This window comes from Sebaldella termitidis ATCC 33386, from assembly GCF_000024405.1.
Classification (GTDB): Bacteria; Fusobacteriota; Fusobacteriia; order Fusobacteriales; family Leptotrichiaceae; genus Sebaldella; species Sebaldella termitidis.
Genome location: NC_013517.1, coordinates 4,251,009 through 4,274,483 on the forward strand (window position 1 = coordinate 4,251,009; position 23,475 = coordinate 4,274,483).

At 34.0% G+C, this 23,475-nt stretch carries 15 protein-coding genes; 2 read left to right on the forward strand and 13 right to left on the reverse strand.

What is annotated here, in order from left to right; genetic code table 11:
* Positions 1 to 17: 17 nt before the first annotated feature.
* The 6 genes from iolG to STERM_RS19940 form a co-directional block, all read right to left on the reverse strand.
* Positions 18 to 1,031: an inositol 2-dehydrogenase gene (gene iolG, locus STERM_RS19915; protein WP_012863421.1), complete on the reverse strand. Its 1,014-nt coding sequence runs from the start codon at positions 1,029 to 1,031 to the stop codon at positions 18 to 20.
* A 19-nt stretch (positions 1,032 to 1,050) separates the two neighbouring features.
* Positions 1,051 to 2,967, reverse strand: coding sequence for a 3D-(3,5/4)-trihydroxycyclohexane-1,2-dione acylhydrolase (decyclizing) (gene iolD, locus STERM_RS19920; protein ID WP_012863422.1), 1,917 nt, complete (start codon positions 2,965 to 2,967; stop codon positions 1,051 to 1,053).
* Between the two features lie 92 nt (positions 2,968 to 3,059).
* Positions 3,060 to 4,565: a CoA-acylating methylmalonate-semialdehyde dehydrogenase gene (locus STERM_RS19925; RefSeq protein WP_012863423.1), complete on the reverse strand. Its 1,506-nt coding sequence runs from the start codon at positions 4,563 to 4,565 to the stop codon at positions 3,060 to 3,062.
* A gap of 91 nt (positions 4,566 to 4,656) precedes the next feature.
* Positions 4,657 to 5,445 (reverse strand): 5-deoxy-glucuronate isomerase, encoded by a 789-nt coding sequence (locus tag STERM_RS19930; protein ID WP_012863424.1) that lies wholly within the window; start codon positions 5,443 to 5,445, stop codon positions 4,657 to 4,659.
* 76 nt (positions 5,446 to 5,521) lie between these two features.
* The gene (gene iolC, locus STERM_RS19935) at positions 5,522 to 6,538 is read right to left on the reverse strand and encodes a 5-dehydro-2-deoxygluconokinase (protein ID WP_012863425.1); all 1,017 of its coding nucleotides are present in this window, start codon (positions 6,536 to 6,538) and stop codon (positions 5,522 to 5,524) included.
* 238 nt (positions 6,539 to 6,776) lie between these two features.
* The gene (locus tag STERM_RS19940; RefSeq protein WP_012863426.1) at positions 6,777 to 7,628 is read right to left on the reverse strand and encodes a class II fructose-bisphosphate aldolase; all 852 of its coding nucleotides are present in this window, start codon (positions 7,626 to 7,628) and stop codon (positions 6,777 to 6,779) included.
* Positions 7,629 to 8,006: 378 nt separating this feature from the next.
* Here STERM_RS19940 and STERM_RS19945 point away from each other — a divergent pair, with 378 nt between their 5' ends.
* Together STERM_RS19945 and STERM_RS19950 are read left to right on the forward strand one after the other, a co-directional pair.
* Positions 8,007 to 8,774, forward strand: coding sequence for a DeoR/GlpR family DNA-binding transcription regulator (locus STERM_RS19945; RefSeq protein WP_012863427.1), 768 nt, complete (start codon positions 8,007 to 8,009; stop codon positions 8,772 to 8,774).
* A gap of 183 nt (positions 8,775 to 8,957) precedes the next feature.
* A complete protein-coding gene (locus tag STERM_RS19950) occupies positions 8,958 to 9,542 on the forward strand; it encodes a YbhB/YbcL family Raf kinase inhibitor-like protein (RefSeq protein ID WP_211205116.1) in 585 nt (194 codons plus the stop codon).
* A gap of 418 nt (positions 9,543 to 9,960) precedes the next feature.
* Here the strand turns inward: STERM_RS19950 and STERM_RS19955 are convergent, their stop codons facing one another.
* The 7 genes from STERM_RS19955 to STERM_RS19985 form a co-directional block, all read right to left on the reverse strand.
* Positions 9,961 to 10,161: a hypothetical protein gene (locus STERM_RS19955; RefSeq protein WP_012863429.1), complete on the reverse strand. Its 201-nt coding sequence runs from the start codon at positions 10,159 to 10,161 to the stop codon at positions 9,961 to 9,963.
* A gap of 416 nt (positions 10,162 to 10,577) precedes the next feature.
* Positions 10,578 to 11,210, reverse strand: a complete 633-nt coding sequence (locus STERM_RS19960; RefSeq protein ID WP_012863430.1) for an SdpI family protein — start codon at positions 11,208 to 11,210, stop codon at positions 10,578 to 10,580.
* Entirely contained in the window at positions 11,194 to 11,475 is a 282-nt protein-coding gene (locus tag STERM_RS19965) for an autorepressor SdpR family transcription factor (protein ID WP_012863431.1), read from the reverse strand. Before STERM_RS19965 ends, STERM_RS19960 begins: the two co-directional genes overlap by 17 nt.
* A 721-nt stretch (positions 11,476 to 12,196) precedes the next feature.
* Positions 12,197 to 13,357: an ADP-ribosylglycohydrolase family protein gene (locus STERM_RS19970; protein ID WP_012863432.1), complete on the reverse strand. Its 1,161-nt coding sequence runs from the start codon at positions 13,355 to 13,357 to the stop codon at positions 12,197 to 12,199.
* Between the two features lie 163 nt (positions 13,358 to 13,520).
* Complete coding sequence (locus STERM_RS21815; RefSeq protein ID WP_012863433.1) at positions 13,521 to 13,778, reverse strand: transposase; 258 nt, start codon at positions 13,776 to 13,778, stop codon at positions 13,521 to 13,523.
* Between the two features lie 297 nt (positions 13,779 to 14,075).
* Positions 14,076 to 14,534: a ribonuclease toxin immunity protein CdiI gene (cdiI, locus tag STERM_RS19980; RefSeq protein ID WP_147289501.1), complete on the reverse strand. Its 459-nt coding sequence runs from the start codon at positions 14,532 to 14,534 to the stop codon at positions 14,076 to 14,078.
* Positions 14,535 to 14,570: 36 nt separating this feature from the next.
* Positions 14,571 to 23,465, reverse strand: coding sequence for a hemagglutinin repeat-containing protein (locus STERM_RS19985; RefSeq protein ID WP_012863435.1), 8,895 nt, complete (start codon positions 23,463 to 23,465; stop codon positions 14,571 to 14,573).
* Positions 23,466 to 23,475 lie beyond the last annotated feature (10 nt).

Genomic DNA, 23,475 nt, shown 5'->3' on the forward strand with positions numbered 1-23,475 from the left:
ATTCACAGCTCAGATGCTTAAAAGCTTATTTCAGATATTTTTACCGGTCTGTTTTCTTCTATTGATTTTTTTGCTGCAAGACCGATAAGTACAGGCTTTAATCCGTCTATTGCTCCTACAGGAACATCTTTATCTTCTGTAATTGCTTCTATGAATTCTCTCATTTCCTGTGCATATGCCTGCATATATCTTTCAAGGAAGAAAAACAGAGGTTTTTCCTTAGTTACACCGTCAGCATTTGATAATTCTGCTGTAGATGTAGTATCATTATAAGCTGCTACCTGACCCTTTGATCCGAAAACCTCAGCTCTCTGGTCATAACCATAAGCAGCCTGTCTCGAGTTATCAATTACTGCAAGTGCTCCGTTTTCCATTTTCATTGTTATGATTGCAGTATCTATATCTCCTTCTTCGCCTATTCTTTTATCCACAAGAACCGCTCCCTGTGCGTATACTTCTTCCACTTCACTGTCAAGAAGGTATCTTACCATATCGAAATCATGTATTGTCATATCAAGGAACATTCCTCCCGATACTTTTATATATTCCACTGCCGGCGGCATAGGATCTCTTGAAGTTATTTTCAAAATATGAGGCTGCCCTATTTTTCCTGCTGCCACTGCTTCTTTTACAGCTCTGAAGTTATGGTCGAATCTTCTGTTAAAACCTACCTGATACTTCACCTTTGAATTTTCCAGTGCTTTTATTACATTTTTTATTCTATCTACATCATGATCTATAGGTTTTTCACAAAACACATGCTTTCCTGCATTTATAGCTTCTATAGATATAGGAGAGTGTGTATCTGTGGAAGAACAGATTAATACCGCATCAATCTCTTTATCTTCCAATATCTTTTTATAATCATTATATACTTCTGCGATTCCCATATTTGCTGCCCATTCTTTTACCTGATCATTCAGGTACACATCAGCTATTGACTTTACTTCTGCTTCTTTTACATACTTTGTAATACTCTCTGCATGAACCTGACCGATTCTTCCAGCACCTATAATACCTATTTTTAACATAAGATCTCTCCTTTATTTTTTAATATTTTCTCGCCTTTTTCAGCCCGTCTTCTTTTTCTTCAAAAGCTGTTTTTATGGAATCTTTTTCAGATACACCGGCTACTCCTACATGCCACCATGACTCATATCCGTTTGTCATCGTCTTCGGAAGTACCTTTATATCTATAAGAGTAGAAATCTCCTGTTTTTTTGCATCTTCCAAAGCTGCTCTCAGTTCATCCAGAGTTTTTACAGAGTAAGTTTTTACTCCGTATCCCGAAGCTGCTTTTGCATAATCTACAGGAATAAGCTTTTTGCTTCCTCTGTTTCTGAATTCAGTCTCAAAGCTTCCCATTCCATTTCCCATCTGCAGGTTATTAATGCATCCAAAACCGCAGTTATCAAATAAAAGAACATTTATCTTTTTATTTTCCTGAATAGAAGTTACCAGCTCCGAATGAAGCATTAAATAACTTCCGTCTCCTACCATTGCATAAACCTCCTTAGAGGGCTCAGCCATTTTTACACCAAGGGCTCCGTTTATTTCATACCCCATACATGAATACCCGTATTCCATATGATAGCTGTACTTTTCATTTGTTTCCCACATTCTCTGCAGATCACCCGGAAGACTTCCCGATGATCCTACTACTACATAATCTTTTTTTAGAAAATCATTTATTACACCCAGTACTTCTGTCTGTGTAAGAGCTCCTCCGTACAGATCATAAATTTCATTAAGAGCTTCTTCTATCTGATCAGGCACCTCTGCCTTGAATCCTGTTTTAGTGAATTTTATTCCGTGAAGTCTTGAAAGCTCGCTTGCCCAGTCTGCTTTTGCTCTTTCAGGTTCACTGCCGTAAGCACTTTTATAGCCTTCTTCCCGCAGCTGTTTATTTAATTCCTCAAGACACACCTTTGCATCTCCCACTATCTTTACCGCATCCATCTTTTCAGCATGAAAATCCGAAGCATTAATAGTAAGAAATTCTACATTTTCATTTTGGAATAAAGCCTTTGACCCTGAAGTAAAGTCCGTAAATCTTGTTCCTATCCCTATTACCAGATCAGCCTCTGCTGCAAGCATATTTGCTGCAAGATTTCCTGTTACTCCTATTCCGCCCATATTCAGTTCAAAATCATTTTCTATACTGCTTTTTCCTGCCTGAGTTTCGCCTATTGGTATATTAAATTCCGCAGCAAACTTTTTCATTTCTTCTCCGGCTTCAGAGTATCTTACTCCGCCGCCGCATATTATAATCGGTTTTTTCTTTCTTTTTATTAATTCCACTGCATTCTTAAATTCTGTAGGTGTTCCTATTCTTCTGTCTATCACATGCACTCTTTTGGCAAGAAAGCTTTCAGGAAATTCGTAAACTTCCCCCTGTACATCCTGAGGCATGGCTACACACACAGCTCCTGTATTTCCTATATCAGTCAGAACCCTCATTGCATTTATCATCGCTGACATAAGCTGTTCAGGTCTTGTCACTCTGTCCCAGTATTTTGTTACTGCTTTAAAAGCATCATTTGTAGTCACAGACAGATTATTTGTATGTTCTACCTGCTGTAATACAGGATCAGGCTGTCTTGTAGCAAATGTATCTCCCGGAAGCAGAAGCACCGGAATATTATTTGCGGTTGCCGTTCCTGCAGCGGTAAGCATATTAGCAGCTCCCGGTCCTACAGATGTAGTGCAGGCATATATTTTTTTTCTGTTTTTCTGTTTTGCAAAGGCTGTGGCAGCAAGTGCCATCCCCTGTTCATTTCTTCCCTGATGTACCTTCAGGTCACCGGGATTTTCTTCCAGAGCCTGTCCTATTCCCAGTACATTTCCATGACCGAATATGGTAAAGACTCCCTCTATGAATTTTTCCTCGTGTCCGTCAAAACTCACATACTGATTATCCAAAAATCTTACTAATGCCTGTGCGGTAGTTAATTTTATATATTTCATTTCTCCTCCAATGCTAAGAATTTTAACGATTATCGAAAGTTTTCCTTAATGATATCAAAGGTATCAAAAGAAATTTTTTAAACTCTGATTTCCTATTTTACTACTGAACCGTCCCATGTGTCTACCTTAGCTTTATTATCTTCTTCTGTAAACCATGTACTTGTTACTACTTTGGCATCAGTAAAGAATTTTACCCCGTCTTTTCCAAGTGTATGAAGGTCTCCAAAGAAAGAACGCTTGTGTCCGTTAAACGGAAACAATCCTACCGGCACCGGCACTCCTACGTTTATTCCTACCATTCCTCCGTCAGTACGTCTTGCAAATTCACGGCTGTAATATCCGCTGCTAGTGTAAATAACAGAGCCGTTTGCAAATTCATTTGCATTCATTATTGTTATTCCTTCTTCGAAGTCTTTTACTCTTTTTATACATAACACCGGACCGAATATCTCTTTTTGTCCTACTTCCATCTCTTCTGTTACATAATCAAAAATTGTAGGCCCCATATAGAATCCGTTTTCATATCCGGGTACGCTTACTCCTCTTCCGTCAAGAACAAGCTTTGCTCCTTCGTCTATACCTTTTTGTATCCATCCTTCCACATATTTTCTGTGATCTGCTGTAACTACAGGTCCGAGATCAGTTGTTTTATCATATGCAGGTCCTATTTTCAGTTCTTTTGCCACTTCTGTTAATTTTGCCACAAACTTATCAGCTATGCTTTCCTGAACACATATTGTAGGAAGAGCCATACATCTTTCCCCTGCACATCCGAATGCCGAGTTTATAATTCCTCTTACAGATCTTTCAAGTACACAGTCTTCCAGTACCAATGCATGGTTTTTTGCCTCGCATAATGCCTGTACTCTTTTTCCGTGTGCAGCTCCTGTAGAATATACATGAAGTCCCACAGATGTCGATCCTACGAATGAGATTCCTTTTACATCAGGGTGCGATAACAGAATTTCTGCTTCGTTTCTTGAACTTGTCACTATATTTAATACTCCTTTTGGCAGTCCTGCTTCCACAAAAAGCTCTGCAAGCTTGTAGCTTGTCATAGGAGTAGTACTTGATGCTTTCAGCACCATTGTATTTCCTGTAGCGATACATAACGGAACCATCCATCCCATTGGTATCATCCCCGGGAAATTAAACGGAGCTATTCCTGCAAATACCCCCAGCGGTTCTCTGTAAAGTACAGTATCATAACCTGTAGAAGTATTCATCAGAGATTCTCCCATCATTAATAACGGAGCACTGCATGCAAGCTCTACGGGCTCTTTTACCTTTAATAAATCTCCCTGTCCTTCCGCCCAGTTTTTACCATGTTCTTTACACAGTATTTCTGTAAGCTCGTCCATTCTTTGATCCAGCAGATCTCTAAATTTATATAAAATCTGAACTCTTTTCATTACAGGAATTGCCGCCCATGATTCAAATGCGTCCTTGGCTGCCTGTACGGCTTCCTCTACTTCTTCCTTTGTACAGCACGGAGTTTGTGCTATTACTTCACCAGTACTCGGATTGTATATATCATAATACTTATCAGTTTTTGATTCTCTCCACTCACCGTTTATAAAAAATTTCAATTTTTGCATTTTTTTCCTCCTATAATTTTTTTATTTATGATAATCTGTCTGAATATGAACCCTTTCCTCTTTAGAAATAATCAAATCGGAAACAGGCATATTATTTTTCAGGCCAGATTTTTACATCCTTTTCCAAAAGCCATTTGTGATCTTCCTCATCTATTCTTTCAGTCCACGGATTTCCGTCGAAATGTCTTATCATCCAGCAATAAAACATTGCATAACCGGGAGCTGTTGTCTGCGGATGTACCTGACCGCCGTCTATTGTAAGAAAACTGTTATTTTTTATCTTATAAGCTTCCTCTCCTACAAGACACAGTCCGAATCCCTGAGGCTTATTAAATTTATAAAAATAAACTTCAGGCTGCGGATGATGATGCGGCGGATAGCTTGACCATTTTCCCGGATAATTTATTACTTCTCCTAAAACCATGTTGGAATACGGTGCATTATTATAATCAAACACAGTTCTTACCACTCTTCTTGCAGTACCGTCCCATACTCCGTCACCAAAAATTTCACTTTTTGTGTCCTCTTTACTGTACAATTTCGAATCAAAAGTCCCGTTATTCTCAGTTTTCTGCACAAGAACCTCACTGTCTTCCAGGACCTTTATGTCCACCGCTATGTCCTTCGGCACATGAAGACACACAGGATTCTCGTCAAACATACACCCTCTCTCCAGAACAGAATTTCTCCCTTCCCATGAAAGCTCTATCTTTCCTGTAAGAAGAAGAACTGCTGTTTCCTGAGTTTCACTTGATAATTTTTTTTCCTCACCTTTTGACATATTGAAAACGCTTATATCCATAAGCATATCATCATGTTTTTCCCCGACTTTCGTAAGTACATTTTCCCCTTTTTTTAATTCATTCAAATAATTTATCATTTTTTCCTCCTAAAATTGCAGTATCACTATATCAAACAAAGAAGCTTCTTTATTTACAGCATGATGCAGCGCGTTCCTAACCTCTTGCCACCATTTCCCCGTACTCTTCCTTCGCTTTTCTGATAAATTCTTTTATGCTGTCAGCTGTAGGCATATCTTCCGAACAGCTGTGGCTTGCGACCAGCATTGCTGCCGATGCACTTCCGAACTCAAGGGCATCCATTATATCCCATCCTTCAAGAAGTCCATACATAAATGCTGATGCATAAGCGTCTCCTCCGCCGAATGATTTCAGCAGTTTTACAGGAAACGGCTTTATTTTATAATTTTTCCCGTCGGCAGTATACGCCACTGATCCTTCCTTACCATGCTTTATAACAACTATTTTATTGCCGCAGCCCAGCCATCTTTTGGCAGTTTCCTCATCGCTGCTGTTTGGTGCTATAAGTTTTTCGGTAAGATTGAATTCTTCTCTTGAGCCTATTACCATATCGCTGTTTTTAGCTACCATAGAATAATAAATTGCTATTTCATCGTCATTTTTCCATGTATAGCTTCTGTAGTCTATATCAAAAACCACAATTGTCTCATGCTTTTTGGCAAATTCCACTGCCTTAAGCACAGCTTCCCTTGACGGGCTTTTTGCCAGGGCAGTTCCTGAAACCACTATCATTTTTGCATTCTTTATGTACTCCTCGCTTATCTCTTCTGATTCCAGAACCAGATCAGCTATTTCATTTCTGTACATAAGTATGCTGCTTTCTGTAGGGCTGAGAATTTCAGTAAAAGTCAGTCCCAAAGACTCACCATTCTTTGCCCTGAACACATTTGATACATCTATGCCTTCATTTTTGAAATAATCAGTCACAAAGTCACCAAATCTGTCCTCAGATACTTTTCCGATAAAACCTACCTTTTTGCCGAGTCTTGCGAGTCCCACAGCTATGTTAGCCGGTGATCCTCCAAGGTATTTCTTAAATGTCTGGCTCTGCGCCAATGTCATATTTATATCCACAGGATTAAAATCTATTGCTATTCTCCCTATGGGAATAACATCAATTTTTCTGTCCTCGTGAAAATTTAAATATTTCATACTTATTCCTCCTAGTATTTTGTCTAAAATTATATTAAAAAAGCTTATATCCCAACAATGACAAAATACTTGTACCTGTTCCTACTATACCCATATTTTAAGAATGTACCTACATAAGGTGCTAGTATTTTGTCTAATATTATTTTAAAAAACTTATATCTTACCAATGTCTAAATACTTGTATCTGTTCCTATGGCACCCATAAAGTACCAGTATTTTGCCCAACTTCACTTTATACTCAAGCCTTATTTTTACTGTTGAATATCTCTATATGCATTTTTACATTCTCATAAGCACCTTCTATTTCCGCAGCATGAAGCTTGAAATAATCTATTTTCCCGTTATTATTTTCCGAATACATTTTTCTTACCATAGCTTCTACTGAATTAAATGTAGATGTGGCCACATTTATTTTATGTATCCCGAGTTCTATGCACTTTCTGAAATCTTTTTCGCTTATTCCGGAACCGCCGTGCAAAACAAGAGGAATATCCACTTCCTTGTTTATTTTATCCAAAATTTCAAAATTCAGTTCAGGATCACCTTTATACTCTCCGTGTGCATTTCCTATCGCCACTGCCAGCGCATCAATGTTCGTGTCAGTATAAAATTTCAGTGCTTCCCTTACATCAGTGTAAATCATTCCATGATCTTCTTTTCCATCTTCACTTCCGCCGACTTTCCCTATTTCAGCTTCCACAGTTACATTATATTTTTTTGCTTTTTCCATTACTGCCTTTGTTAACTCTATATTTTTTTCAAGAGGATGTGCCGACCCGTCAATCATAACAGAAGTAAAGCCCAGCTCCAGTGCCTCTTCTATTTTTCCCATACTTATCCCGTGATCCAGATGCACGGCTATCGGTACCTTCGAACTTTTGGCGGCTGCTATCATCATAGGCCCGATAAGATTCAGCGGCGAATAGTTTAGTCTTACTTCTGCTATCTGGAGTATAATCGGTGAGTTCAGCTCTTCAGCTGCTTTTACTGCCCCCATTATCATTTCCATATTAGCTATGCTAAAAGCTCCCACTCCGTATTTTTCCTGCTGTGCCTTGACAAGCAGACTTTTCATGTCTAATAATGGCATTTCCATACTTCCTTTCCCAAAGCTTTCCTTCGCAGTATATATGATTATATTTTTGTCACTTCTTGGTCATTTTATTTTTCATCATAATTACTTATTTTTACCCTATTTTTTTTATTTTGTCAATTTTATTTTTTATTTTTTTAAAAAACTTTATCAAACTTAACCAAAATATTACCATAAAAAATAATATTATACCAAAAATATATTCTTTTTTTTATAATATATATTTACTTTTTACAAGTTTCATACTATAATGATAGTAAAGATATTAAAAAAACTATGTTCCTTTTAGTCTCAGAACTTAACCATTTTTTTATTGCAAACTCCGAAAAGATTCCATTTTTTTATATCTTTGACAATTTTTGAAAGGATGGCGTTATGAAAACACACAGAATTAAGAATGTAGAAGAATACATACTAAAAAACGAATCTGTTTCACTGGATAAATTATGTGATGTATTTAAAGTTTCCAAAAACACTATTCGAAGAGATATTAAGGAGCTTTTAGAAAAAGGGAAAATAAAGAAAATATACGGCGGAGTTACGATAAACCAGAAGAAACTGGTTCCCTTCGAGGAGAGAAACATAAAGAACCATGCAGAAAAAAAAGCTGCTGCAGAAATAGCGGCCGCATATATAAATGACGGAGATATTATTTTTATTGATTCCGGAACTACCACTATGTGGCTCATTGATTTCCTTAAGAATAAAAGCATCACTATACTTACGAATAATCTGAGTGCAATAGTTTCGGCGCTTCCATATCCGAATTTGAATATTATTTCACTTGGCGGAACATTGAAAAGAAAAACAAATTCATTTGTAGGAAATTCTACTTCTCTGGTATTGAAAGATTACAATATCAGCAAAGCTTTTATGGCAGCTACAGGAATTTCCATTGCCAGAGGAGCTACGAATTCATCTGTTGAAGAATATGAACTGAAAAAACTAATAGTAGAAAAGAGTGATGAGATTTTTCTAATCGTAGATTCATCAAAATTTGACAGTATTTCACTCATGACTTACTCACCGCTTGAAAATCTGGATTATATCATCACAGATAAAACCCCGCCGAAAAAATACACTGATTTCTTCAGAAAAAACAAAATAAATCTGCTGACAGCAGAAAATCAAAATAAAAAATAACCAGTTACTAACGGGCTGTTTTACACAGCTCTTTTTTTATTTCAATAATTAATGCGGGAAAATAGAATATAAAATAGTATTTAAAAGGCTAAAAATAATGTATACTAAAATTAATCCGGAAAAATATAAAATGGCTTCTAATGTTCACACGATGTGATTTTCCGAATTGTGTTTATGAAATAATTGTTAACGACATGGATACTTATAAATAAAAAGTTTGCTAAAATGGCTGCTTTTGATAAAAATAATCAGGATTTTCCTGATACGAATTTAAGTGAAAAAGGAGAATATGATATGAGTAATATTCTGACTGTAACAAGTCCGGCTTTTGAAAATGAGGCTGTAATTCCAATACAATATACCGGGCGCGGAGAAGATATTTCACCGGAGCTGTATCTGTCTGCGATAGATGGGAGAGCAAAATCTTTAGCTGTCATCATGGATGATATGAATCATCCCATTCCGGCTTATAATCATTGGATTATCTGGAATATTCCCGTGATGGAGATAATTCCTGAAAATATTGCTTACGGAGCGGATGTTGCCGAATTAGGCGGTGCTGTCCAGGGACGCGGATATGGAAAAAACCGTTATCGCGGACCAAAACCTCCTTTCAACTGGCTGCATCTTTATCAATTTAATGTTTATGTGCTGGATTGTTTATTAGATTTATCATTCAAAGCCAGAAAAGGTAATTTAATTGCTGCTATGCAGGGGCATATATTACAAAAGGGAGCTCTGACCGGTTACTTTCAGAGCCACAGATAAACTTTATAGTTAGCTCTGCGGATTTATTCCGTTATTATGCAGGGTGTAAACGATAAATAAGTAAATATAAAATAATCTCACTAAATGGGAAGGAAAATATTTGAAATTGTTATATTTTTACATGTAGGTTCTAAAAATAAAGGAATAAATTTTGAATTGATCTGTTAACTTTATATTTTTTTCTAAAATTATTTTAAATCATATAAATTTTTTGAAAAAGACTGTCTGCCTCCTTTACATTGGAATTTTAGCGGTTTAAAATGACTCTAAAAAAATAAGAGGACAACATCAAAGTAATGATGTTATCCTCTCTATTGAACTTTAATTTCCTGTAAATCTCACTATTGAAGGAAACGGCAGAGATTCAAATTTAAATATTATACTATCTCTATCAAACAATTCCAGACTATGTTTAGTTTTAGAAACTAAAAACATTAAATTCAATGAATATGTGTTTAATATATTGTGGAATATATTCTTCATCTTTCTTACTAATAAGTATTCTTTCTTCATAGTTGCTTTTTAAAAGTTTATTTCTCCAATATGATGTTTGACTGATATCAAGAGCTACATCTTCAATATTTTCTGAATAAATTTTATACAAAGATTTTTCAATCATTTTATCAAATCTCCTTTTATTTCTAGCCAATATAATTATTAATAAAATTTTAAAAATTTATTTTTTCTAAGTTAGCATAGACTATTTAATAATGTAATTATTATTTTAAATTTTTTCACAAAAAATCTATTAATATACTTCCTACACCTTTATCCTTATCCGCTTTTAATAAAAGATTATCTTTCTTTTCTATAATATTAATTTCTAAACTATTTAGCGATTCTTCTCCAATCTGTCTATTGAATATAGTATTGTAATTGCTATCTGCATCTTTAAATACTGATTCTAAATTTTTAAAAATTCATCAGTACAAGGCAACTCCGTTTTCCCCAAAAAAGTCAATAAAGTTAAAGTTTTCTCAATAAAAAAGTATACCTACTTCTGATATAAAAACAGACTGCTTATCAAAGTTTTATTTAATTTTTATGACCTGTAACATATATAATATATGAATAAACTGTAGGAATGACTACTAGAAAAAGAACAACAATCCAAATTGCCCACATAGTAATAAGTTGTAAAAAACTCAAAATTATTATCACAAATCCACTTGTTACCCATAAAAATCCTGCCATACGATGAGTTTTATTCCAGTTATCAGCATCATTAAGTGTCCACGGAACCCTTATTCCTACAACCTTATTTTGTCTGTTTTTCGGCAGATAGTTTCCGAATAAAAGAATTAATATACCTGCCAATACTGGTGCTATAAGCTGAACAGGCTTATTTTGTCCGAGAGCAATAAACAAAGATACTGGTATACATATTACTGACAATATTGGTATAATCCACATATTAATTGTCTTCATCATTGCTGGTAAATCTGCTTTTTTGGGTACAAAATATACAAATAAATTTATCCCTGCAAAAATAAAAGGTAAAACAAAGCAAACAACAGCTTTTGGCAAATAATTGTCAGCCTGACCTGCTATATTAAAATGAACAGGAATTTCACCCGGCAATTCCGGATATAATACAGTTGATAAAACTATCGGCAGTAAGCAAACACTTGTTGTTAATATTAATAACATATCAATTTTCTTTTTCATTATTATTACCTCCAAATTGTGAGATCCAAAGCATGATTTCTTCAAATACACTGGCATTTAACTGATAAAATATAAAATTTTTTTTCTTTTCTTCAAAAATTAAACCCGCTTTTTTTAACTGCGACAAATGATATGAAATTGTTGCATTTGTCATATCAAAGTGTTCACAAATCTCTCCTGCAGACATTTTTCGTTTTTTGAGCAGTATCAGTATATCTCGTCTTACAGGATCAGCTAATGCCTTAAACATCTCATGAAATCCCATAATTTCCCCTTTCTTGCCAATTCTATTTAGATGTTTTTCTAAATAGATTGTAGCATCTATAAGATGAAAAATCAAGAACTATTTCGATAATTTTCTAAATAGAGATAGTTCACTCATTGGTGGACTGGTCACCAAATTTAGGACCACTTTTTTTACTTAACTAGCTCTATTTATTTTTAATTTATTTTTTTAATTGTTCTCCATATTCTACTGGACTCAAATAACCCAATTTCTCCTGTATTCTCTATCTTTTGCTTCCAATAATTTCTTTAATTTCACAATTTCTAAATAACTTGTTTCATCTTTATACTTCTCTTTTATTTCTTTCTTCTCTCGTTTTAACCATTCTCTTATTGTATTTGAACTTACTCCTGGGATAGATACTTCTTCGTCTTCCCTTGAATATACAGTTCTACTATCATTTTCTTAAATTCTTCTGTATATCTCTTCCCTAAGTTTTTTTCCATTCCTATCATTCCCAATTTTTAGTTTATCACAACTTCACTTTTCTTCACACTCATTGTCCTAAAATTTGGGTCCGATCCACTTGAGTCCTATTCTCGAACTCCTTCTGAGGTCGTCCTGAGCCCATAGAACGTTTTTTATGGAAAAGACTACCTGCCTTCCTTGTCTCTGAATTTTGATGGGCTTAAAACGGCTCTGAGGAAAAAGAAAAAGGATAACATCGAAATGACATTATCCTCATCTTCTATTAATACCTCTATTTTTTATTAAAACTCAACAATAATTCATATATATCTCTTTTCCGAGCTAAACATTGTATCCAGTTATTATTTATTGAATCAAATCCGTAATAAATTCCTGCTAATCCTCCTGCAAGTGCTCCTATTGTATCTGTATCATCTCCTAAATTTATTGCTGTAAATATAGATTCTTCATAATTATGTGATAATAAAAAACTCCATATAGCAGCTTCTAACGTATCTACCACATATCCAGAAGATGAAATTTCATTTTTAGATAATAAATATATTTCACCATTCAGCAATCTGCGAAAATATAATAGTTCATCCTGATATTTGTCAAAACAATATTTTTCCACAAATTTTATAGATTCTTCATATGATTCCATTTTACTTTTTGATTTAATAAGGTTTATTGCCATTTCCGTGTAGATTATACATGCTAGATTTGATCTCTTATGTGCATGAGTTAATGATGATACTTCTTCAATAATTCTGACTTTTTCAAAACTTCCTGTATCTTTCAAATAATATGCTAATGGTAGTATTCTCATTAAAGAACCATTTCCGTTTGAATTCTCACTGTTGCCACCACAAAATTCCAAAGGTTCTCCCATGGATATCTGCTGAATTGCTAAAACTGTTGTATTACCAATATCAAATACTTTGCCATGAGGGGTCCAAAGGGCATTAAAATAAAATTCTAAAAATTTATCTGCAATATCTCTTAAATCATATCCATTTTTTAGACTATCAATCAAACATAAAGTTAAAGATGTATCATCAGACCAAGTTCCAAAATATTGATGATGTGTGCCATAGGCTCTCATCTCATGTACTTCATCTTTTTCTCTTTCTTCCCTCGATTCAAATTCTACAGGGACACCTAATGCATCACCAACGCAAAAACCAAAGATTCCTGATAATAAGTCTCCCAGTTCTTTATTATTTTTCTTTATTAATAATGGGTCTTTTGATTTAAATTTAGGACATTCTTTTTTGCATCTCCGAACATCATTTGGCTTTATCTCCTTATAAGCTAAGCACTTTACAGCATCATTTTTAATCACATTGGCGCAAATTTCACATTGTGGTGAAGACACTAAAAATGTTGCCCCCGATTTTCTATCTATTTCCCAACGTTCTTTCATAGATAGTTGTCTATTTTTATTCTTCATTTTATTCCTCTTTGTTTAATTTAAATATGGTTTCTTATTCATAACTTGAACATTTCTTCCTTTATTTTTTGTCCTAGTCCCCAAATTTAGGACTACTTTTTTACTTAACTAACTCTATTTATTTTAATTTCTTTTTTTAATTGTTCTTCGTATTCTACTGGACTCAAATAACCCAATTTCTCCTATATTCTCTATCTTTTTCTTCCAATAATTTCTTTAATTTCACAATTTCTAAATAACTTGTTTTATCTTTATTCTTCTCTTTTATTTCTTTCTTCTCTCGTTTTAACCATTCTCTTATTGTATTTGAGCTTACTCTATACTCCTGAGATAGATACTTTTTCGTCTTCCCTTGAGTATACAGTTCTACTATCATTTTCTTAAATTCTTCTGTATACCTTTTCCCTAAGTTTTTTTCCATTCCTATCACTCCCAATTTTTAGTTTATCGTAACTTCACTTTTCTTTACACTCGTTGTCCTAAAATTTAGGTCCAATCCATTTTTATGCCGACTTACCCTAGACATATCCCATCAAATTTATTTTCTGGATTCCATAACTAGACTCCTTCTAAGTTCGTCCTGAGCCCGTAGAGCATTTTTTATGGAAAAGACTACATTTGTTTCCCTGTCTCTGAAATTCGAAGAGCTTAAAATGGACTTGAAATAAAAGGAAAGGATAACATCAAATTAATGAGGCTATCCATCCTAACTTTAAGCTTACCAATACCAAACTAAATACTCCCTCATATTTCCTAATATATCATAATAGTTAAACTTAGAATCTTTTTCTGGTATGTTATGTCTTTCTCTAAATATTTTACATGCATCTTCTATTTCTTCCTTATCTTCTGGATGTTGTTCAATTAATGCCTCACATCCTAATCTTAAATATCTATATGCCACTTCATAACTCATTGTAAAGCTATACACTTTTTCTTTTCCATCATATACTTTTTCACTCTCTGGAGAAAAAAACGCTAACTGAACACCATCTTCAAAATATCCAGCAAGATCCTTGGTATAAACTTCATTTTTAGGAAAAAAAATACTTTCATATTCTGAACCGCCCCAGCCTATGTCTTCATATAGTGTTTTTACCAAATACTCTTTCCTATCACTTACTGTTCGTAATATCATTAAAAATGTAGACTCTAATCCATTTGATCTATACTCCATGAGTCGTTTTAATGTCATCATATCATAACCAACTTTCTATTTTTGAGGAATTCCCAAAGTAGGATAAAAATTAAAAGGATCTCCTAATTTTTCAGGAGTCCAAAATTCAAATATAACTCCATTATCAGAAATTCCATAACCTTTATTATCTTTTATATAATATATATTATTAACTGCTTCATTTGCCCAAATATTTAATTTGCCACTTGACATCAATTCATCACTAACTACTGTTTTAGGTGTATATGCTGATTTAAAATTTAACTGATCCTGTGGTATTATTTTTCCTTTTGCATCTATTGTTGAAGCAGTAGAATATTTTACCTCCATTATTTCCGAAGTCACTGGATGTGGGATCACACTATCTATTCTCAATACTTTATTTTTTGAAGCATAATTATTTAAGTCAGTAAAAACACTTTCTACATGACTTCCACTAATTTCACCTCTAGCATTAAATTTAAATTCAGTAAAATGATCATTATTTAAACCTGCTTCATTTATCTTATTACTTAATAATTTAAATTCAAATTTTTCATATTCTGATTTTGAATTTATTAATTTCGTCTCAAAACTAACATCCGGCTCTTGACGTACATATTTATCATAAACCTTACTATCTTCATAATATTTTGCACCATCTTTTGATTCAGTGAACTTAATTTCTACTTTTTCTGTTTCTTTAGTTTTAGAGCTCCCGGTTGTTCCTATAATCTTACTTATTATTGGCTGTGTTATTGCCTTTCCACCAGCATCAAAGAATATTCCTATATGTTCTGCACCTATTTCAGCAGCATATTTTTCCGCAGATACTACTAAAGTTTTCCCATTATACGATACTGCTGAATTTGCTAAGTAATTACCTGTTGTGTATTTTCCCGCTAATGATTGTCTATTATCAACATTTTGCATCTTTTCGTGTACCAAGGAATAATAATATTCATACTGAGCTTCATACATTGCTTTTTCTTCCTTAGTTGTCGCTGTTTTAGATTTTTCTAATGCTGCATTACCTAATGTCACATTTTTTTCATGTTCTAATTTTTCCTGTGCTGTTCCCCAATGTACAAATTCATCAAATGAATTGAATTTTATTGTTTCTCCTTCTTCTGTTTTAAAGACAATTTCTACATTATCTGGAACCCCATAGTATGAATTAAATTCTTTAAATTGATCTAAGCTTTTTATTTTATCAAAAGTTTCAGGTGTTATGTATTCAGGGTCATTAGATATTTTATTTGAATTTTTATTATTATTTTTAGCTTCAATTTCTTTGATGGTTATTATTATTTCTTTTCCCTTGTTTACTTCTTCTTTTACTGTTTTTCCTACAACACTACCTATTTTTTCTCCTGGTTTATCTAAAATTTTCTTATCTAAGTTGTAAACTGCTCTGGCAGGAGTTCCTAATCCTATATAATCTACACCTTTAACTGCTGTATTTTTTGCTTTTCGACAAAATCCCATTATTCCTAATCCATTACATGTTCCTTTTACTATTCCATGAACAAGATAATCCAAATCCTCATCACTATATTCACCATAAAGGCTATTTCCATAGTTTAAAACCAAGCTTCCATCTAAAATATCCCCATAAAAAGAATTTCCTTCACCATCAAGTGGCTTTCTTCCTATTAATGTAAACATCTCTTCTAATTCATGTAATTTTCCATTCTTGCCTATTTCACTTTCTTTTTTATCATAAACATATGGATTACTCGGATTGTAATGATTTAATTCTGAAGCCAATGCATTGTATACCTGTTCCATGTCTGATACATCTACATCTTTTACATTTATATAGATTTCTATTTTTCCGTCTTTTTTTACAAAAGCTCCCATTTCATCATCTTTTGCTTGATCTGTAAAATTAATAACAATTTTAGTATCATTATCAATTCCATTGACTCCTCGCAATGCATTAGCCATTTCATTAACTAATTTCAAAGATTCTTTTGCTCTTTCATCTTCTGGTAAGTTTTTTAGTTCTTGATATTTTTTATTCATTTCCTGGTATTTAATTAAATTAGCATCTGTATGTCTAAGGGTACCTACTAAATTATCTAAGAAATTACTTCCTTCTACATTAGATGTAATTGCTATTGCTTTGATTATATCAGCTGGTAATTGTACTAATCCATTCAAATCTTTAATTACCTGATTTCTCGTCACCTCATTTAGCAAATCTGTATGAAGTACAGTGTCTATCTGCTCTACGACCTCATCTTTTGTCACTATCTGAGCTTTATTAATATCTGTATTTATTCCCAGTTCCTCAAGATTCAGCTTCTTCCCTGCTTCTGTTATTTCTGTATTAACAAATGTTGCATTACTGTCCTGCTGCTTGTCATGGCTTCCATACTGGATTCCTGTTTGCCCTATAGGTGTTTTATTCCCCTGTTCTTTACTTCCCAGTCCTATACCACTTACACTTATTCCGTAATTACTTCCTTCATTATGGTCTTTTAGATTCTCTACTACTACTTTGTTAGCTTCTATACTTAGTTTATTTTCTTCACTCAGACTTCCTATTAAGGCTCCAATATTAGTTAAAGTCTCTCCTACCCTAACATTTCCACCATTCTCTGCTATTATTGTAGTCTGATTATTTACCCATTTACTATCCTGATGGTTTTCTCCATAATTCCCGCCTATTGACGGTCTTGCTGATCCTGTCTCAAATTGAGTTCCTTCCAGCTTCCCTGATACATTTAAGCCTGCTCCCCAGTTCTTTCCATCTGACTTGTATTCATCCTGTAAGGATATTATACTCAAATCTCTTCCAATATCAAAGTTTATTTTATCTGCTGTTACATTCACTCCTGCAAATAATGCATCCTCTTTAGTCGTTAACTGGAAAGTTCCAGCTACATTTATTACAGAATTATCAAAGTACTTAGAACTTGTATTGCTGTTTCCTCCTGATATATTTAATCCACCTATTACATTCTGATTTACTATATCATATCCTACACTTCCACCTGTTGAACTTGATTTTGTATCATTCTTATATGTATTCTCTCCTGCTCTTATAATAAAATTATTGGCATCTACTACAAAGTTCTCTCCTACATTTATCTTCTGATTTACAAGTGTTACATCTCCGTCTGACTGTAGTATAAAATTCTTTCCTACATTTATATTTCCTGCCACTGAATTTGTCCCGCTTGTATTTGATTCATAACTGCTCTGACTGTAACTAGCTGATACTGATGCACTTACCAGTCCTTTAGCTGCGTTTCTTAAGTTATCGGGTGATAGATCTCCATGTTCAAATATATTTTTTGTTGAAATATATCCTATTCCCTCATACCATGATCTTAAATTACTGCTTAATCCTCCAAGATCTCTTAAATCCTGAAAACCGTTTCCTAATGTATTTATTGTTTGAGAAGTTCCTCCAAATCCATAATCTTTTACATTATCTGTCACATTACTCACTGTATTAGCAAACTGTGCTGGAGTAAATCCTACATTTACACTTACACCTACACTCGTACTTTTCTGCTTTACCGTTTCATTGTATACTTCCTGTGCATCAAGAAGTTCTACCCCGTTTACTCCCCTTATTACAAGGTTTTCTCCAACATTAGCCTGCATTGCTTCTGTTCTTACTCTGTTTCCTGCATCTATTACTGTATTTCCCTCTGATATTATTGTTGATACTGCTACTGTTGTTCCGTTTCTCTGCTGTTCGAGACTATTTTGACTATAGCTCACTCCTGCTGTAAAGCTTCCTCCACCGCTTGCAAAGCTCGTGCTAAACCCGCTTTTCTGGTCTTTTCTTGAATAACTGTTATCCAAAGTATCTGCCAGTATATTCACATTATTCCCGGCTGTCATTGATATATTTCCGCCAGTATTCTCCAGCCCCTCTTTTACTGCTATTATATTGGAAGCTCTCACATTTATGTCATTATTTGCATCCAGTATTACATTATTTCCTATTATTGTACTTGCTGCTGCGTATTCCTGATAGCTTTTTTCCTCCATGCTGCTGTTTGAAAATGTATTACCGCTCTTATTCTTTGTTTCTTTATATTCACTTTCTTTCTCATTCAGTATATTTATATTCTCTCCAGTAAGCTGTACAAGACCGTCTGAACCTATTACACTTCCCTTTACAGATATATCTTTTCCTGCTTCCAGTATTACAGCTTCTGTTCCTGATATCTCAGATCCTATTTTTCTTGTTGACTGATAAACCTGATAGTTATCACTATCAGCTCCATATTCATCATCACCCTGAAGTGTCATACTTCCTATTGTTATATTTTCTTTTGCATTTATTACTGTCGTTTTCCCTGACACCATTCCGGCTTCTGAGATATAATTTTTTCCCTCTATATATGTTGTACCATCTGATTCTATACTTCCCACACTTAATATCTCGTCATGTCTTGTTCTGTTCAAATCTCCGTTATCATAATTTACAGTTCTTATACTTGAGCTGTTTATTATATCTCCATTTTCTGCTGATAACGTCACAGAATCTATTCCTTTTATTCTTCCGCCTATATTCTCTATATTTCCTGCTGTAGCTATTACTGTTACTTCATTTCCCTTTATTTCTGCAAGCTCATTTGTGCTTGTTACATTATAGACTCTTCCTGCATTTACATAGGTTACTCCGCCGTTTCCTATTACCTGTCCGTTATTTCTTAATTCATCTGCATTTATTGCAGTTAGTTCAAGTCCCCCTACTTTGTTTCTTCCGTCTGTATCTATTGTAGCAAGTGTAGCCTGACTTAAATATACTTTTGGTACAAGAACTTTTTCCCCGTTTACTACTTCATATTCATACCAGATTACATCACTTTTCAAAGCTTTTACCTGATCAGGTGTTAATGCTACTCCTACTGATAACTGTAAATCTTTTTGTAATTCTACTGAATTATCAAGCATTGCCTTCATAAGCTCACTGTCACTAAGACCATTGATAAATCTTGTCCCAAGCTTATCCGATATAGTTCTTGTTACCAGAAGATATTCATAATATGCATCTCCCAGTCTTCTTGCCCTGTTCCAGTCACCGTTTTCATCATATCCTATTCTTGATAAGTAATAGTCACTTCCATAAAACTCTCCAAGATTTATATACTTACTTCTTGTTTCTATCAGATATTTTGATGTTGAATCTCCCTGAGTTATGTTATTACCATCTGGAGCTTTCGTCATTGTAAATAAACTGCTTACTGCGCCCAAAGGATCTATTGGCAGCACTCCCGATATTATTATATCCGTTACAGGTGTTATGTTCTTTACTATATTTACCATTCCTGTCCCGTTACTGCTTCCTGTATTAATAGTTTTTCCGGCTACAGAGCTTCCTGATGTTATACTTCCGTTTATTAATTGATCTGTTGTCGGAAGCTCTGATGTCAATATCAAACTTCCTGTATTTATTAAAAGGTTTCTTGCTTCTATTACACTTGCCTGTCCTGTTACATATGCAATATCTCCGTTTACCATATCTCTGTAGTATTTTATCGGATAACTTGTACTTCCTGTCGAGCTTTTTTTCTTCGACCATGTAAAATATTCTCTTCCATCTTTTAACTGTATTTGATTGCCAAGAGTTATTTCATTTTTTATTATAATTGCTGTTAATTCTGCTGTATTTCCTGCTGATATTTTTCCGTCTTTATTATTAAGCTCATTTGCATTTATTGATATATTATTTCCTGCTGATATATTGGCATATGTTGTTACTGCATTACTTCTCAGCTTTCCTTTCAAAGGTATTCCTTGATACTGCGTTGTATTCGAATATGCACTTCCCGAATCATTATTGTTTATATCAGAAAATATTGTACTTTGGTAATAGTGAATCAACAATGAATTATATCTAGAATCTGCTGTTAAACCGGGTATTTTATCTCTTCTGTTACCTTTAGTTCCCGCAGAGTCATCTCTGTATAGGTTCCAAGTTGCCAAAACTTCTGCCTGTGTAAGTATCTGCCCGTCCCATGTTTCATAATATATCTCATAATCATTAAGCCCTTCTACTCTTCCTATATTATCTATCTTTGTTACATTTAATGATATATCTCCCGAGCTCTGGATCATTCCTGTCTGATTCAGAAGATAGTTTCCTCTTAAATTTATCACTCCTGTTGATAACAGCTCTCCGCTTAAGTTTTCAAATGTATTAAACTGGGCATCTAAAAGATTTCCTCCATAGATTGCTTTTCCTGCGTTATTCGTTATCTTGTCTGCTGCTGTTAATCCTAACTGATCTGAAAAAGCTATCAGATCATTATTCACAATATTATATCCGGATATTCTCCCGTTTTCTCCTTCTATTATATTGTTATTTATTACATTCCCTGTTCCCTCCACTACTATTGTATCTGAAGAAAGCCAGGTATTATTAGTAATATCTCTTCCTTTTATCTCTATATATCCTGTTCCTGTTGTTGCTCCTGCATTTAATATGTCATAACCATGAACCTGAAGCCAGTTTTCTCCGTGAAGTGTTCCTGTTAAAGTTAGGTTTCCTATTGTTGTTAAGGATACATTTCCGCCTCTTATCAGATTTATGTTACTGTATCCTGACATATTATACAGCTCTATTTCTGATGATTCCACTGTACCGCTGTTTGTAAAGTTTGATCCTGATAAGTTTACTTTACTGTTGGAACCTATATATCCTGTATTATTTATTGTAGTATTATTAGCTTTTATCAGTTCATCCGCTGCAAGAGTCCCAGTATTAGTCAAGCCTGCTGTTATTATCTCTATATTTGTCCCGCTTATATATCCGTTATTTGTTATATTATTACCGTTAAGCCTTGCATTATCTATTACAGTTATTTTATTGGTATTCAATATCCCCGTGTTATTTATATCAAGCAGTGTTGTCAGTATCTCTCCCGAGTTATTAAATGATACTCCTGATGTATATATCTTATCTACTGCTTTTAAGCTTCCTGTATTTAATAAATTATTTGTACTTAATAACCCGCCTATATTCATTACACTATAGTTCTCAAGATTTCCCGATATTACAAAATTATCATTGGTATTTATTTCTCCAAGGTTTTTTGTTCCGTTATTCTGTATTCCTTCTCCTGTACTTATCTTGGCTCCTGATCTGTTTTCCAGTGTTGTAGTTGTTAATTTTTTATTTGATGTTATTTCTCCGCTGTTATCAAGACTGTTTAATGATATGTTTCCCTCTGATATCATTGTTCCTGTGTTTATTGTATCTTTAGCTGATAAGTCCCCTGATGTTTGAACATTATTTGTATTTGTCAAATTTTTATCTATTGATATTTTATCTTTACCATAAAGAGTTCCGCTGTTATTTACATTTCCCTTTATTTTCACTTCTTTATCTGATAAAAGTCTTCCCTGATTTGTTGCATCTTTTCCTATAGTTACATTTCCTTCTGCCTGAATATCCTTTTTATTTACAAGATTTCCTGCTACATCCAGATTTTCTTTAGCATATACTGTTTCTTCTGTTTCTAGATTCCCTGATATTTCTATATTTTTATCAGAGATTATTCTTCCAGTATTTTTTGTATTCCCTGCTGTTATGTTTCCTTCACTCTGGATATCTCCGCTGTTATCAAGGTTGCCTTTTATCTCTGCCTTATTTTTCCCGTATACAGTTCCTGATGAAGTCAGTTTTCCGTTAATTTCAAGCTCTTTTTCCGATAGTATCTTTCCTGTATTTGTTGTATTACCACCTGTTTTTATACTTCCATTACTCTGTATATTTCCTGTATTATCTAATTCTTTTCCTATTGTTATATTATTTTTGGCATAAAGCAAGTCTTTGTTATCAGCCTTATTGTTTACTGATATGTTTCTCTCGGCTACTATTTGTCCTGATTTATTTACCAGCCCTTTTCCAATATTAATATCATTTCCTGAATAGATATTTACTTCATTTTCAAGATCACCTGTTATTAATATATTCCCAGCCTGTGTCCCGTTTCCTTTCAAAGTTACCTTATCTGCATCTATTGTAAGGTTTCCTTCTGTATATGTAGAAGTATTCTGGGTAAATTCTTTAGCTTTTACTTCCATGGCTTCTTTAGCCTGTGTTTTATTAGTTACTATTGTTCCGTCAGCATTGATTTTTAATACACGTTCAGAAATGACATCGCCTGCAACTCCAATATTTCCATTTACTCCTACTATCTTTATCTGATTTCCATAGATTGAACCGAATGCTGATGAAGATATCAAAAGCTCATTATTACTTACCCCCTGTTTTGTATAATCTCTAGTATGAGGATTATAGTCAAAGTCTCCTGCTATCAGGTCTATATCTGCATCCTTTGCATATATCTGACCGTCTATATACATCTGTCTTGATAACAGTGCTAAATATCTTACTCCTTCTGCATTTATTCCTTCACGACCAATTTCTATCTTTCCTCCTCTTATATTGAAAGGAAGAAGATCTCCGTTTTCGTCTAAATCTACTCTTGATGTTGTAAATATTGCTTTATCAAAATTTATGAAGCCTGTATTATTTAAATAAAAACCATTCTGTGACGAAAAAATTATATCAGTTTTGTTTTCCGACATCACTTCAAGCCAGTTTTCTATTTCTACTCTGTTATTACCGCCTACCCTGTTTAATATTAATCTTGCTGCCTGCTCCTTTGTAAGGTTAGGATTAGCTGCCATCATTCCTGCAAGATAACTTCTTCCCACTCCTTGACCAAAGTTATTAAATACTGTAGGGTCTTTTGTCCTGAACTCACTAAAATCATTAACACTAATGCCCTTATTATTAGGAGTATTAATATTAATGATGTTAGCACCGTTTTGTGCTCTGTCTACACTTGTTTTCTGTGGTACATTTTTATCTACCTTTATATCTGCAAACAACATACTGTTCAACATTCCAAGCAGTAGCCCTACTGCTACATTTCTTTTTACAATGTTATACCTTTTTCCTCTCTTCATAAGCTCCTCA

What these genes read in the sequence shown, in the direction of transcription:
- iolG (WP_012863421.1), bottom strand. Translation starts at nt 1,031, where the DNA reads ATGTTAAAAATAGGTATTATAGGTGCTGGAAGAATCGGTCAGGTTCAT.
- iolD (WP_012863422.1), bottom strand. Translation starts at nt 2,967, where the DNA reads ATGAAATATATAAAATTAACTACCGCACAGGCATTAGTAAGATTTTTG.
- STERM_RS19925 (WP_012863423.1), bottom strand. Translation starts at nt 4,565, where the DNA reads ATGCAAAAATTGAAATTTTTTATAAACGGTGAGTGGAGAGAATCAAAA.
- STERM_RS19930 (WP_012863424.1), bottom strand. Translation starts at nt 5,445, where the DNA reads ATGATAAATTATTTGAATGAATTAAAAAAAGGGGAAAATGTACTTACG.
- iolC (WP_012863425.1), bottom strand. Translation starts at nt 6,538, where the DNA reads ATGAAATATTTAAATTTTCACGAGGACAGAAAAATTGATGTTATTCCC.
- STERM_RS19940 (WP_012863426.1), bottom strand. Translation starts at nt 7,628, where the DNA reads ATGCCATTATTAGACATGAAAAGTCTGCTTGTCAAGGCACAGCAGGAA.
- STERM_RS19945 (WP_012863427.1), top strand. Translation starts at nt 8,007, where the DNA reads ATGAAAACACACAGAATTAAGAATGTAGAAGAATACATACTAAAAAAC.
- STERM_RS19955 (WP_012863429.1), bottom strand. Translation starts at nt 10,161, where the DNA reads ATGATTGAAAAATCTTTGTATAAAATTTATTCAGAAAATATTGAAGAT.
- STERM_RS19960 (WP_012863430.1), bottom strand. Translation starts at nt 11,210, where the DNA reads ATGAAAAAGAAAATTGATATGTTATTAATATTAACAACAAGTGTTTGC.
- STERM_RS19965 (WP_012863431.1), bottom strand. Translation starts at nt 11,475, where the DNA reads ATGGGATTTCATGAGATGTTTAAGGCATTAGCTGATCCTGTAAGACGA.
- STERM_RS19970 (WP_012863432.1), bottom strand. Translation starts at nt 13,357, where the DNA reads ATGAAGAATAAAAATAGACAACTATCTATGAAAGAACGTTGGGAAATA.
- STERM_RS21815 (WP_012863433.1), bottom strand. Translation starts at nt 13,778, where the DNA reads ATGGAAAAAAACTTAGGGAAAAGGTATACAGAAGAATTTAAGAAAATG.
- cdiI (WP_147289501.1), bottom strand. Translation starts at nt 14,534, where the DNA reads ATGGAGTATAGATCAAATGGATTAGAGTCTACATTTTTAATGATATTA.
- STERM_RS19985 (WP_012863435.1), bottom strand. Translation starts at nt 23,465, where the DNA reads ATGAAGAGAGGAAAAAGGTATAACATTGTAAAAAGAAATGTAGCAGTA.